Source organism: Bacillus sp. FSL M8-0277 (genome assembly GCF_037975305.1).
Classification (GTDB): Bacteria; Bacillota; Bacilli; order Bacillales; family Bacillaceae; genus Bacillus; species Bacillus pumilus.
In genome coordinates, this window is record NZ_CP150255.1 from 2,284,414 (window position 1) to 2,297,405 (window position 12,992).

The 12,992-nt window shown below is 41.9% G+C and carries 15 protein-coding genes; 5 read left to right on the top strand and 10 right to left on the bottom strand.

Going from position 1 to position 12,992, the window contains the following annotated elements; translation table 11 throughout:
- Positions 1–81 precede the first annotated feature (81 nt).
- Entirely contained in the window at positions 82–1,194 is a 1,113-nt protein-coding gene (gene ispG, locus MKZ05_RS11490) for a flavodoxin-dependent (E)-4-hydroxy-3-methylbut-2-enyl-diphosphate synthase (protein WP_003217392.1), read from the top strand.
- Between the two features lie 43 nt (positions 1,195–1,237).
- Here the strand turns inward: ispG and MKZ05_RS11495 are convergent, their stop codons facing one another.
- On the bottom strand, positions 1,238–1,600 hold the full coding sequence (locus MKZ05_RS11495; protein WP_003217474.1) for a DUF308 domain-containing protein: 363 nt from the start codon (positions 1,598–1,600) through the stop codon (positions 1,238–1,240).
- Positions 1,601–1,739: 139 nt separating this feature from the next.
- On the opposite strand from MKZ05_RS11495, the gene MKZ05_RS11500 reads away from it, so the two are divergent.
- On the top strand, positions 1,740–2,318 hold the full coding sequence (locus MKZ05_RS11500; protein ID WP_284906870.1) for a hypothetical protein: 579 nt from the start codon (positions 1,740–1,742) through the stop codon (positions 2,316–2,318).
- An 18-nt stretch (positions 2,319–2,336) separates the two neighbouring features.
- Here the strand turns inward: MKZ05_RS11500 and MKZ05_RS11505 are convergent, their stop codons facing one another.
- From MKZ05_RS11505 to MKZ05_RS11525, 5 genes are all read right to left on the bottom strand, one after another.
- A complete protein-coding gene (locus MKZ05_RS11505) occupies positions 2,337–3,254 on the bottom strand; it encodes an ROK family protein (protein WP_212045901.1) in 918 nt (305 codons plus the stop codon).
- Positions 3,255–3,385: 131 nt separating this feature from the next.
- Positions 3,386–3,814: a Fur family transcriptional regulator gene (locus MKZ05_RS11510; protein WP_003217433.1), complete on the bottom strand. Its 429-nt coding sequence runs from the start codon at positions 3,812–3,814 to the stop codon at positions 3,386–3,388.
- On the bottom strand, positions 3,792–4,652 hold the full coding sequence (locus MKZ05_RS11515; RefSeq protein ID WP_003217436.1) for a metal ABC transporter permease: 861 nt from the start codon (positions 4,650–4,652) through the stop codon (positions 3,792–3,794). Before MKZ05_RS11515 ends, MKZ05_RS11510 begins: the two co-directional genes overlap by 23 nt.
- The gene (locus tag MKZ05_RS11520) at positions 4,652–5,428 is read right to left on the bottom strand and encodes a metal ABC transporter ATP-binding protein (protein ID WP_050943751.1); all 777 of its coding nucleotides are present in this window, start codon (positions 5,426–5,428) and stop codon (positions 4,652–4,654) included. Before MKZ05_RS11520 ends, MKZ05_RS11515 begins: the two co-directional genes overlap by 1 nt.
- A 135-nt stretch (positions 5,429–5,563) precedes the next feature.
- On the bottom strand, positions 5,564–6,445 hold the full coding sequence (locus tag MKZ05_RS11525) for a YitT family protein (RefSeq protein ID WP_003217308.1): 882 nt from the start codon (positions 6,443–6,445) through the stop codon (positions 5,564–5,566).
- A gap of 140 nt (positions 6,446–6,585) precedes the next feature.
- Here MKZ05_RS11525 and MKZ05_RS11530 point away from each other — a divergent pair, with 140 nt between their 5' ends.
- Positions 6,586–6,840, top strand: coding sequence for a DUF2624 domain-containing protein (locus MKZ05_RS11530; protein WP_003217420.1), 255 nt, complete (start codon positions 6,586–6,588; stop codon positions 6,838–6,840).
- Between the two features lie 48 nt (positions 6,841–6,888).
- Here the strand turns inward: MKZ05_RS11530 and MKZ05_RS11535 are convergent, their stop codons facing one another.
- A complete protein-coding gene (locus MKZ05_RS11535; protein ID WP_113387151.1) occupies positions 6,889–7,782 on the bottom strand; it encodes a deoxyribonuclease IV in 894 nt (297 codons plus the stop codon).
- Positions 7,783–7,791: 9 nt separating this feature from the next.
- Positions 7,792–9,111, bottom strand: coding sequence for a DEAD/DEAH box helicase (locus tag MKZ05_RS11540; RefSeq protein WP_003217519.1), 1,320 nt, complete (start codon positions 9,109–9,111; stop codon positions 7,792–7,794).
- 155 nt (positions 9,112–9,266) lie between these two features.
- Between MKZ05_RS11540 and vrrA the strand changes: the two genes are divergently transcribed.
- Entirely contained in the window at positions 9,267–9,965 is a 699-nt protein-coding gene (vrrA, locus tag MKZ05_RS11545; protein ID WP_106029137.1) for a VrrA/YqfQ family protein, read from the top strand.
- 158 nt (positions 9,966–10,123) lie between these two features.
- The gene (locus MKZ05_RS11550; protein WP_003217509.1) at positions 10,124–11,068 is read left to right on the top strand and encodes a 4-hydroxy-3-methylbut-2-enyl diphosphate reductase; all 945 of its coding nucleotides are present in this window, start codon (positions 10,124–10,126) and stop codon (positions 11,066–11,068) included.
- 37 nt (positions 11,069–11,105) lie between these two features.
- On the opposite strand, the gene MKZ05_RS11555 is transcribed toward MKZ05_RS11550, so the two are convergent.
- Positions 11,106–12,227, bottom strand: coding sequence for a Nif3-like dinuclear metal center hexameric protein (locus MKZ05_RS11555; RefSeq protein ID WP_050943748.1), 1,122 nt, complete (start codon positions 12,225–12,227; stop codon positions 11,106–11,108).
- Complete coding sequence (locus MKZ05_RS11560) at positions 12,220–12,936, bottom strand: tRNA (adenine(22)-N(1))-methyltransferase TrmK (RefSeq protein ID WP_339160171.1); 717 nt, start codon at positions 12,934–12,936, stop codon at positions 12,220–12,222. Before MKZ05_RS11560 ends, MKZ05_RS11555 begins: the two co-directional genes overlap by 8 nt.
- Positions 12,937–12,992 lie beyond the last annotated feature (56 nt).

Sequence of the window (12,992 nt, forward strand, 5' to 3'; positions counted from 1 at the left end):
CAAAGAGACTGTTACAATATGAACTGTAAAACAAGACGTACATGGCAAAGAATTGCTTGTACACTAAGGAGCGATTGACAAGTGAGTGAAGTCACACATCGTACTAAAACACGTCCCGTCAAAGTGGGACCTTTAACTATAGGTGGAAATAATGAGGTTGTCATTCAAAGTATGGCAACAACCAAAACACATGATGTCGAAGCGACAGTAGCTGAAATTAAGCGTCTTGAAGAAGCTGGCTGTCAAATCGTGCGTGTCGCATGCCCAGACGAGCGTGCAGCAAATGCGATTGCAGACATAAAAAAACAGATCAACATCCCGCTAGTTGTCGATATTCATTTTGACTACAAGCTTGCACTGAAAGCGATTGAAGCAGGTGCAGACAAAATTCGAATCAACCCAGGAAACATCGGAAGACGAGAAAAAGTCGAAGCGGTTGTGAAAGCAGCAAAAGAAAAAGGCATTCCAATCCGTATTGGGGTAAACGCTGGTTCATTAGAGAAAAAAATTCTTGATAAATACGGCTACCCAACAGCAGATGGTATGGTCGAAAGTGCACTGCACCACATTAAAATTCTTGAAGATCTAGATTTTCATGATATCATCGTCAGCATGAAAGCATCTGATGTCAACCTAGCGATTGAGGCTTACGAAAAAGCTGCAAAAGCATTTGACTACCCTCTTCACCTTGGAATTACAGAATCAGGTACATTATTTGCAGGTACGGTCAAAAGTGCAGCTGGTCTCGGTGCTATCTTGAATATGGGGATTGGGAATACACTCCGCATCTCATTAAGTGCTGATCCAGTTGAGGAAGTAAAAGTAGCACGTGAACTGTTGAAATCATTTGGTCTTGCAGCAAATGCAGCCACACTGATCTCTTGCCCAACTTGTGGACGAATCGAAATTGACCTCATTAGCATTGCAAATGAAGTCGAAGAATATATCTCCACGATTAAAGCACCGATTAAAGTAGCTGTTCTTGGCTGTGCTGTAAACGGTCCAGGTGAAGCGCGTGAAGCTGATATCGGAATTGCCGGAGCTAGAGGCGAAGGCCTATTGTTCCGTAAAGGTGAAATTGTTCGTAAAGTGCCAGAAGAAACAATGGTCGAAGAACTGAAAAAAGAAATCGATAAAATTGCTGAAGAGCATTATGCAAAAATGGAAGCTGAAAAAGCAAAAGCCAACGCATAACAAAAAACGCCTGACGTCACTGTCAGGCGTTTTTCTGTTCTTGTTAAAAGAACGGGGTGATAAATATGCCAAGGATGACGGAAACAATTCCGATCCCGATTGACCATGCGCCAAGCGCATGTGCTCCTTTTCTTCTTGCAATATAACCAACGACGATTGCCGCTACTCCTAATAGCACCGGCAAGACAAATAACGAGATAATCGCAATCGCGAGTGCTGTATAGCCTATCCCCTTACTGCCTGAATCGTCACCTACTTGGTCACGTTCTCGTCTGTCTACTCGATCTCTTGAAGCCTGATATGGCTCTGCAATTTCAGCAGCTGTTTCCTCTAGATAGCCATCATCATTACTAAAGTGTGTGTCGATTTCACGATCATTTCTTCTGAAATCTTCGTCTCTTTCCATGATCAATTCCCCCTTTTGGTTAATAGAAAGGAGCTTTTTTAGTATGAGCAAAAATGTCTGTTTCATGTTTGCTAAAACTTGCTGGAATTGTGAATTGATTATGTTACACTTTAAGAGTATAAAAATGAGGAGTGTGGGCATGTTACGTTTAGGAATTGATATAGATGGCACAGTGACGGCGCAGGACACCTTTGTTCCCTATTTAAATGAGTCGTTCCAATGTGCCATGACACTAGATGATATGACAGAATATGATTTGACGAAGCTTTTAAATATTTCTCAAGAAGAGTTTTGGGGCTGGATGAATCAGCATGAGCCTCTTATATATAAACAGGCAAAGCCTGCTAAGGACGCAAAAGAGATGCTTGATCAAATGAAACATCAACACAGGCTGATCTATATTACAGCGAGAAGGCAGCATCATGCGGATATCACCTACGAGTGGTTTCACAAACATCACGTGCACTATGATGACATTGAGCTGGTTGGCGGTCATCATAAGCTCGAAGCTGTTCAAAAGCACAAAATTGATGTGTTTTTCGAGGATCATCATGGAAATGCCACAATGATTGCAAAAGAGGCTGACATCCCGGTTATTCTTTTTAACTCCCCATATAATCAAATGCCCATTGACGAGAGGATTATACGTGTCAACAACTGGCAGGAAGCATCTCAATGGATTAAACAATACGAGCAGCATTTGGAAACTGCTTATTAATACAGAAAAGCCGATACTCTAATGTATCGGCTTTTTTGATGGAGCAAGCTTCCCTTCTGTCATGAGGAAATGGTACAGCGCTCCCTTCATGCCTGCCTGATTCAAGTAATAGCACGTTTCCATCTTCACTTGAATGTTTTTCCACGCAGGCAGAGTATGTAAATGTTTCTCAATGTTTGATAGCAAATCTGGTCTTGCGCTTACACCGCCACCAATGAGGATTTTCTCAGGATTAAGGACAGTTGCTACATTGTAAATACCAATGGCGATTCGCTTGTACCACTGATCCACTAGCTTTTCAATGGACGGATCATGCTTTGCCTTTTCAAAAATGGCTTGACCGTCTATTTGCGTACTTTGCGGAATTCCTTGCTTTTCTTTATAGCTCCGAATTAAACCAGCTGTTGAAGCACTGCTGTTGAGTGTTGTAAATTGTCCATTGTCTGTTTCTGTCAGCATCATGCCAAATTCACCGCCGCGGAAGGAAGCCCCGCGTACAAGCTGACCGCCAGCGAAAATACCACCGCCAACACCTGTGCCAAGCGTCATACAAATAAAACTGTCACACTCTTTCGCATGGCCACTGTATTTTTCTGCAAGAGCTGCACAGTTCGCATCATTTTCGACTTCAACACGAAGAGAGGTTTTCTCTTCTAAAAGAGTTTTTACATTTTGACCATTTAAGGCAATGATGGCTCCTGCAAATTCTGTATAACCTGTTTCACTGTCCACAAAGCCCGGAAGACTAATGGCGATTCCGCTGACATCTGACGTTCTCTGATATTGTTTGACCACATCCGCCATCGCTTCTAAAAACGGTTCAAGCTGACGGCAATTCGTTTCATAGTCACCGCTCGTGACCAGCCCCCCATCCCGATCCATTAATCCATGTTTTGTTCTCGTCCCGCCTACATCAAACACGACATAATACGCCACTTTTGACCCTCCCTTTACTCCAAAAGACACAAATTTCTTCAGTACCTTGTTCTCATTTTAATGAAACAGCCGCCCTTTGTAAAACGTTTTCAAAAAGACAAGAGAAAAAGCCAGCTCTGCGGCTGGCTGTTTTATGAGTGAACTTCCTTCGGTTCGCAGGAAGGACACGTTCCGTATATTTCGAATTTATGTCCGCTAATGTGATAATCCTCTAGATCGGCGTCTAACTTGTCCATAGGGCAGGCATCGATCTCCTTTGTTTTACCGCATGTCAGACAAATAAAATGATGGTGGTGATGAGAAAAGGAACATTTAAAACGAAAAAGCTTCTCACCTGACAATTCCGTTGTTTCTAATATACCTAAGTCTTCATATAGCGACAGGTTTCGGTAAATCGTATCAAAGCTAAGACCCGGGTAGTCTTCACTTAGTGCCGTCAGCACATTTTTAGCAGTCAAATATTTATCAGAATCAGAAAACAGTTGAAGCATGTCTTCACGTTTGCTTGTATACTTGTAGCCTTTTTCCTTTAATAAATCAAGCGCTTCTTGTACGTTCATGATGATTCCCCCTTTTGAATTTTCCAATAAAAATACATCCGATTAAAATCAAAATGGACAGCATCACAATGGTTCCGCCTGGCGCTAAATCTAGATAATAGCTTAAGATCAATCCCGCCAATACAGACAATTCACCGAACAAGATCGAAAGGAAAATCGCCTGTTTGAACCCTTTAGCAATGCGGATACTTGCCGCAACAGGAAGTGTCATGAGCGCAGAGACAAGTAGTGTACCTACGATACGCATCGATGCCGCAATGACAAGTGCGACAACTAAGATAAAAATAAAATGAATCCATTTCGCTGAAATACCAGAAGCCTTTGCATGCTCTTCATCAAAAGAAAGTAAAAATAATTCTTTATATAAAAGCACGACAACTAACACCACAACTAGTGAGATCCCAACAACAATCCAAAGATCTAATCTCGACACCGCACTGACACTTCCGAACAAATAACTAAACAAATCTGTATTAAAGCCATTCGCTAGTGAAATGAAGATGACGGAAATCCCGATACCGCCTGATAAAATAATAGGTATCGCCAGCTCCTGATAATGCTTATACACAGAGCGCAGGCGTTCAATAAATAACGAACCGGCAACAGAAAACGCCATCCCTAAGTACAGCGGGCTTACCCCTGTCAAGAGGCCAAACTTTTTATCAAGAAATAAACTAGCTGCAATACCGGCAAGTGATACGTGACTGAGGGCGTCTGCAATCAGCGAGAGCCTTCTCACGACGATAAATACACCAAGCAAGGGCGCAATAAAACCGATCAGCATTCCTGCGATAAACGCATTTTGTAAAAATTCATAATGAAAAAATGGAAATAGCATTATTCATGTCCCCCATGATGGTGATGATCGTGATGAATCACTTGAATGTCATGTCCGTAAAATTGAGATAACGCCTGATCATCCATTGAATCAAACGTTGCTGCATCTCCGTGGAAATGAAGTGTCTGATTTAAACAAGCCACATGGGTGACTTTATCAGAAACGGTGCCCACGTCGTGTGTGACGAGAATTAAAGACATTCCTTTTTCTTTGTTTAATGTTTCGAGCAGCTGATAAAAGCCTTCTACTGTCCGCTGGTCTACCCCAACCGTCGGTTCATCTAAAATGAGCAGCTTCGGCTGACTGACGAGCGCACGTGCAATAAAGGCACGCTGCTGCTGACCGCCTGAAAGTTCCCCGATGTTTTGGTGCTTTAAATCTTGTATCCCAACTGAACGAATGGCTTCCTCAACTTGCCATTTGTCCTGCTTGCTCATTCGTTTGAATAAACCTATTTTCGCCGTCAATCCACTTGCGACGACTTCGTAAACAGAAGCAGGGAAACCTGTATTAAAACTATTCGCCTTTTGAGAAACAAATCCAATTTGATCCCAGTCTCTAAATTTTGAAGCAGGCGTGCCAAATAGCTTTAATTCACCTTGCTGTGGTTTAATGAGCCCAAGCAGGCACTTTAATAAGGTTGTTTTACCAGATCCATTCGGTCCAACAAGTGCTAGAAAATTTCCTTCCTCGACTGTTAAATGAATGTGATCTATGACATTTCGCTGTCCATACGAGTACGAAATGTCCTTCATTTCAATAATTGGCTTTGCCATGAATCTTTCCACCTTTAATCAATATAAAAAGAATGATTACGATTTATACAACAAAAAGAAAATGGCTTTTGCCATTTTCTCTGTCCATACATACATTTCATTATATAAAAGAAAGATTAAAAAGTAAAATAAAAGCTAATGAATGGCTGTTTTGAACTTACCGCCTTTTGTTTCATGCGTATCCATAATCGTAATAAATGCTTGACTATCAATTTCAAATACAATGGATTTTAGCTTTGTGATTTCAAGTCTTGTGACAACGGCGTAGATGACATCTTTTTCTTCATCTGTATAACCGCCTTTCCCTCTCAGCTTTGTCGTTCCCCTGCCAAGTCGATGAAGAATCGCATCTGAAATTTCATCATAATAATCTGACACGATAATGACAGCTTTTGTTTCATCAAGCCCTTGAATGACAGCATCAATTGTTTTCATTGCCAAATAATATGTCATAACAGAATACATAGCCTGCTCTGGTCCGAAGACAAAGCCTGCCCAAATAAAAATGAACACATTGACGATCATGACAAACTCACCGACGGAGAATGGAATTTTTTTCGTTAGCAGAATGCCTAAAATCTCTGTTCCATCCATTGAGCCTCCATTTCGAATGACAAGTCCCACACCAAAACCAAGTAATAGCCCGCCAAATACAGTGGCTAAGATTGGCTGATTTGTAAATGCCTCTACATGATGGAGCGAAGATTCAATCACGGCTAAGCTGACAATCCCAATCACTGTGGAAACCAGAAAGGTTTTCCCAATATGTTTGTATCCTGATATCATAAATGGAATATTCAAAATGACAACAATCGTCGCAAAATTGATGAATGGGTTATCTGTAAAGAGATAATCCAAAATAAGCGAAATGCCGATGATGCCTCCATCGATAATATTGTTTGGCACTAAAAATAATTCAATGCTGACTGCTGCACATGTAGCTCCTACTAGAATCAGGAAAATTCTAAATATAAAATGAGGCACTGATTCCTTTCTATGCTGTTTACTATTTGCCATACGTTCTCCCCTCTACACAACTTAAATTTTCAATGAACATTTTATTCACTTTACTATTTTATCATTTCACAGGGTAAAATAAAATTTTTTGCACATTTTCCGTTTTCGCCCATACATTGTTACAGAGGGGAGGAATGGAATTGATTTTAATTCAAAAAATTGTCCTGCAACGGCTCAATCAGATCACAGCAAATGATCTGTTAAGGTATGCGAAGCAGTATGGTGTCAGTTTAACGTCAAACCAAGCTGCTGAGGTGGCCAAACTCATGAATGGGAAGAACATCAATATTTTTAATGATGCAGAGCGTAGCCGGCTTCTTAAGCAAGTAGAAGCGATTACATCTAAACAGACAGCTCAGACTGTCAATGATCTGTTTAATCAGTTTACAAGTTAAACAAAAAAGGGCCGCATTTAGCGGCACCTCATGATGTTATATGCTTTTTTACTGATTCTTAATTTTATCTAGTAAGCCTTCGTCAAATTGCTTTTCTTTTAGCATTGCAATTTCGAATTTGTAAGGTGGCTTTTTGTTCTTTTTATCTTCACCTACATAAGGCGTTTCTAAGATTTTTGGTACATCTTGAAGCTGCGGATGATGCACAATATTGTTCAGTGCATCGAAGCCAATTTCACCAAAGCCGATATTTTCATGTCGGTCTTTTCTTGCGCCTTGTACGTTTTTACTGTCATTAATATGAAGAACCTTGATTCGGTCAATACCGACGATTCGATCAAATTCTTCTAACACCCCATCAAAGTCAGTCACAATCGGATAACCAGCATCGTGTGTGTGACACGTATCAAAGCAGACAGAAAGTGCTTCGTTATGTGTCACTCCGTCGATAATTTGGGCAAGCTCTTCAAAGCTTCTTCCGCACTCTGATCCTTTGCCAGCCATTGTTTCAAGTGCAATTTGAACCTTTTGCCCTTTTACGATGACTTCGTTTAAACCTTCAATGATTTTTTGGATTCCTGCTTCTGGTCCTGCTCCGACATGTGCACCTGGGTGGAGAACAATCTGCCTCGCACCTAGCGCTTCTGTACGTTCAATCTCAGAGCGAAGGAAGTCCACACCAAGCTCAAAGGTCGCTGGATTGACGGTGTTCCCAATATTAATAATATATGGTGCATGCACGACGATATCTGTCATACCATGCTCTTTCATATGCGCTTGTCCAGCTTCAATATTGAGGTCTTCAATTTTTTTACGGCGCGTATTTTGCGGTGCACCTGTATAAATCATAAACGTATTCGAACCATAAGAGGCAGCTTCTTGACTCGCTGCAAGAAGCATATGTTTTCCGCTCATGGATACATGTGAACCAATCTTCAACAATGTTTCCCCCTACTTTCCATTACGCTTTGACTTTCTACGTTCCTGTCTTTTGATTTTGTCCATCTCACGTGTCATTTTCTTTTTATATCCAGGTTTGACGGCTTTCGGTTTTCTCACAAGACGCTTTGCTTTTTCTTCAATTTCATTAGGTGCTTTTTTACGTCTTTGACGCTTCAAGCGGTCATCTGCATCTCGCCATTCGCCATGAACAATGGTTTTGTTTTCAAACACAACGCCCATTTTCTCAATTTGAATGAGTGCATCCTCATCAGCAAGCTCATAAATAGTCATCGCAATTCCAGATGAACCAGCTCGAGCCGTTCGACCAACACGGTGAACATAAAAATCAAGATCAGATGGAAGCTCATAGTTGATCACATGGCTGACACCTTTAATATCAATTCCGCGGGCTGCAAGGTCAGATGCCACAATATAAGTGAACTCTAAATCATCAATTTGTTTCATCACTTTTTTACGTTCGCGCGGCGTTAATCCGCCATGAAGCACTCCAACTTTCATTCCTTTTTCTTGTAGGAATGATGCGATTTCATCAACGGTTGTTTTTGTATTGGCAAAAATGATGCCTAAATAAGGCTGTACATTCGTCACCATTTCATGGAGCAATTTTAGCTTGTCGCGCTGTTTAGATGGGACTAAAATATGCTGGATGTTTTCAGCTGTAATCCGTTTTGGTTCAACATGGGCATATTTTGGATTGTCCATATATTTTTTCAGGAATGGCTTTAGTTTTTCTGGAATCGTTGCTGAGAACACAAGCATTTGCAGCTGCTCTGGCATTTGTGAACCAATACGGTCCACATCTTCTAAAAAGCCCATATCCAGCATTAAATCCGCTTCATCAATGACAAGAGATGTCGCTTTGTAAACGTTCAGCGCCTGCTCATGAATGAGGTCCGCAATACGTCCAGGTGTGCCGACAACCAAATGCGGCTGGTTTTTTAGCTTTTGAATGGATTTCTGCTTGTCCGTTCCGCCAATGTAAAGCTTTGCTTTAATTTCTTCTTCTGGAGAGGCCTTCTTTAAGATCGTTTGGGCTTCTTTGAAAATTTGATTGGCTAATTCTCTTGTAGGTGCAGTAATCACGACTTGTACGTGCTCTTTGCTTGGATCAATTGAATGAATAAGCGGCAATAAGTACGCGTGGGTTTTCCCTGTTCCTGTTTGTGATTGACCAATCACGCTTTCTCCTTTTAACACAGCAGGGATAATTCTTTTTTGAATATCAGTTGGCTCATAAAAGCCCAGTTCATGAATAGCATCTATTATAAAAGACTTTAATTCATATGTCGTAAATTTTGTTTCGTTCATGTTTTCACTCCTTAAGGCAATGCCTTTTTGCTCATCTCCTCATTATAGCTGATTTTCAGCAAAAAAACCATGTCCGCTTTTCTTATAGGAAACCAATTGATGCTTCCTTGCATAACCTATGATTAGAAAGAGAATGCAGTAAGGGAGGTACAAGTATGTTAGGGCAAAGGCCTATGGGCGATTTTCAGCCGCACCGTCCCTCACGCCGGCATCTTGGAAATGGCGGACAGCCCGGAATTTTTCAAAGGAGGCAACAGGCTCCTATCGAACAGCCTTTTCAAGGGCAAGGCAATCAATTTCAGCAAATGATGCCTCGCTCCCCGTCTGTACAGGGAGGCGGTGTACGCGGAATGGGCGGAATTCCAGGAGGCGAAAGCCGTGCACTAGGCGGCGGAGCAGGAATGAAAGGCTTGCTCTCTAAATTTCTTCCTGGCGCAGGGGGAGCAGGGGTTTCTGGAGGTGGTGCGGGATTACAAGGAATCCAGAGCTTCGCAAATCCTGCAACCCTCTCAAGCATGTTGGGAAATGTTCAAAAGGTGCTCGGAATGGCGCAGCAATTTACGCCAATGATTCAGCAATACGGTCCTTTAGTCAGAAATTTGCCTGCGATGATTAAGCTGTACAGCCAGCTTGGCAGTGCAGATGATGATGAAACAAGTACAGATGAAGAACCTAAAGAAATCGGCGAGGAAACAGAAGTGCAAAAAGAGGTTGCATCAGGAGATGATGAAATAGAAGAAAACGAAGAACCAGAGGACATCCTCGTCAAAAAAGCAGCTCCTCACACATCACCTGCTCCTGAAGCAAAACCGAAAAAAAGACCTGGCAGCTCTGTTCCAAAACTATATGTCTAGTGATCTTTTAACGGCGAAGTGTCCCCTGCGTATAACAATCTTTGATATATACGCTTACTTTGGCTATAATGGAAGCTAGAGAATGATAAAAAGCCGTTTTTCCACGGCTTTTTATATTGTTCTTCTCTAGCAGCACTTCCCTACAGGAGGACGAATAAATGAATGTAATTAAAATTTCGCCGCGTGGCTATTGCTATGGCGTTGTAGATGCAATGGTCATTGCTAAAAATGCCGCACTTGATAAAAACTTGCCACGCCCAATTTATATATTAGGTATGATTGTGCACAACAAACACGTGACAGATGCCTTCGAAGAAGATGGGATCTACACACTGGACGGCCCAAACCGCTTGGACATTTTAAAGCAGGTTGAAAGCGGAACAGTTATTTTCACTGCTCACGGCGTTTCACCTGAGGTTCGTCAAATTGCAGAAGAAAAAGGTCTTGTCGCCATTGATGCAACCTGTCCCGATGTAACGAAAACACATGAACTCATTTCAGAGAAAACAGCCGATGGGTATGACATTATTTATATCGGAAAAAAAGGTCATCCTGAGCCAGAGGGAGCTGTCGGAGTAGCCCCTGACAAGGTGCATCTTGTCGAATCAGAAGCGGACATTGAGGCGCTCGATTTAACATCAGATAAATTGCTTATCACCAATCAGACAACGATGTCTCAGTGGGATGTCCACGATCTGATGGAGCTCATAAAAGAGAAATATCCTCACGTCGAGTACCATCAAGAAATTTGTCTTGCGACACAAGTACGTCAGGAAGCTGTATCTCAGCAAGCTGGCCAAGCCGATCTTACCATTGTTGTCGGCGATCCAAAAAGTAATAACTCCAACCGTCTGGCACAAGTGTCAATGGAGATTGCTGGAACGCAGGCTTACCGTATTGGTGACCTAAGTGAGCTCAAGCTGGAGTGGCTGCAAGGCGTAAATACCGTTGCCATTACTGCTGGCGCTTCTACACCAACGCCTATTACAAAAGAAGTGATCCGTTTCTTAGAAAACTACGAGCCGGATGATGAATCAACTTGGAAGATTGAACGATCGGTTCCTCTTTCGAAAATACTACCGCGCGTGAAAACAAAGAAATAAATAAACGTCAGAGCTTCTATGCTCTGACGTTTTTTGTTTACATAAATTGAAATGGATTTGTGTTTGATTCAGAAACAAAGAGCTGTACATCATACTTTTTCTCTGAACATAGCGATTGAAGCTTCGCCTTTACGCCCTCTTTCATCATCTTTTCTGCATAATGCCCTGGGTCCACTACGTTCAGCCCGAGCATCATGGCATCATGGGCGACATGGAAATAAAGGTCCCCTGTCACATACACATCAGCACCCATTCTTTTTGCTTGATGAATGTATTTATTTCCGTCTCCGCCAAGCACAGCTACTTTTTTCACAACAGCGTCCTGATCACCTACAAAGCGAGCACCATTTACATCCAGCTTTGTCTTCACAAATCGCGCGAAGTCTCCAAGGGTCATAGGCTCTCTTAGCTCCCCTATACGGCCAAGCCCTTTTTGAATAGGAGGAAGGTCTGTCGTGTGTACACTATAAGCGACTTCTTCATAAGGATGTGCTTTGATCATTTCACGAATGACTTTTTTTTCAATACTTGCCGGGAAAATGGTTTCAATCCGTACTTCTTTAACAAATTCCAATTGACCGGTCTCACCAATGAACGGGTCCGCATCTTCTGATGGCAAAAAGCTGCCTGTCCCTTCATTTGAAAACGCACAATGGCTGTAGTTGCCAATATGGCCGGCGCCCGCATTTCCTAAAGCTGTCCGGATGGCTTCTTCAAATTCCTGCGGGACATAGAGGGCAAGCTGTTTGATTTGATCTTCATATGTCGGGACTAACACACTTGTTTCTTCAAGCTCTAAAGCCTCCGCAAGCAAGTCATTGACTCCTCCATCAGCCACATCTAAATTCGTATGTGCCACATATACTGCAATATCATGTTTGATGCATTTCTCAATGATTCGTCCAGCTGGCTGATCTGTCGCTACATGTTTTAACGGACGGAAGATCGGCGGATGGTGAGCAATCATGAGATCCACATTTTTTTCGATCGCCTCATCTACCACATTCTCTAGTACATCTAAGGTGATCATGACATTGTTTACCTTTTTATTTAACGTCCCAATCTGGAGACCGATTTTGTCTCCTTCCATGGCATATGCCTTTGGTGAAAATTGTTCAAATAATTGGATGATTTCATGTCCGTTTACTGTTTTAGCCAACAGTCAAAACCTCCTTTAGAATCTTTATTTTTACATGCAGCTCTTCAAGACGCTCCTTGTTCTCTTCTGTTCGCGCTGCCTGCTGAATTTGACTTTCTATCTTCTCCATATGCTGGAGCTCTTGCATCCACTTGCGCCGGAAGACGTCATTTTGCTCTTTCGCAAGAAACGGACCAACTAGCATGCCTGTTTCAATTGACATCCCTTCATAGGCTTTATCTTTGTCGCCTTTTTCGGCGATGATGATTTCGTATATTTTGCCATCCTCTTCTAAAATGACTTCACCCATCAATTCATACCCCTCTTGATAGAGCCATAAACGAATGTGGTGAGCATGGATATTCGGCTGAAGAATAAGCCTTTCATGGCCTGTGAGCTTATGCTTGCCGTCATTTAAAATGCTTGCGATGAGTGCTCCGCCCATACCTGCAATCGTTACAGCATTCACTTCGCCCTTTTCAATGACTTCAAGACCATTACCTTTTCTGACCGAGATCTGGTCATCTAATTCAAGTCTATGTACTTGCTGCTTCGCCGATTGAAGCGGTCCTTCTGTAATTTCACCAGCAACCGCTTTTAATGCTTTTTGATGCAGGATTGCATAGCACGGCAAATAGGCATGATCTGAGCCGATATCAGCAAAGACAGCCTCATGTGGTAAAAAGTCTGCGACTCTTTTTAGTCGTTTTGATAAATTCATTTCATTCATACGTATCACTACTTTTCTTTAATGTTCATACTTGTCTATCTTATATAAATTATGGA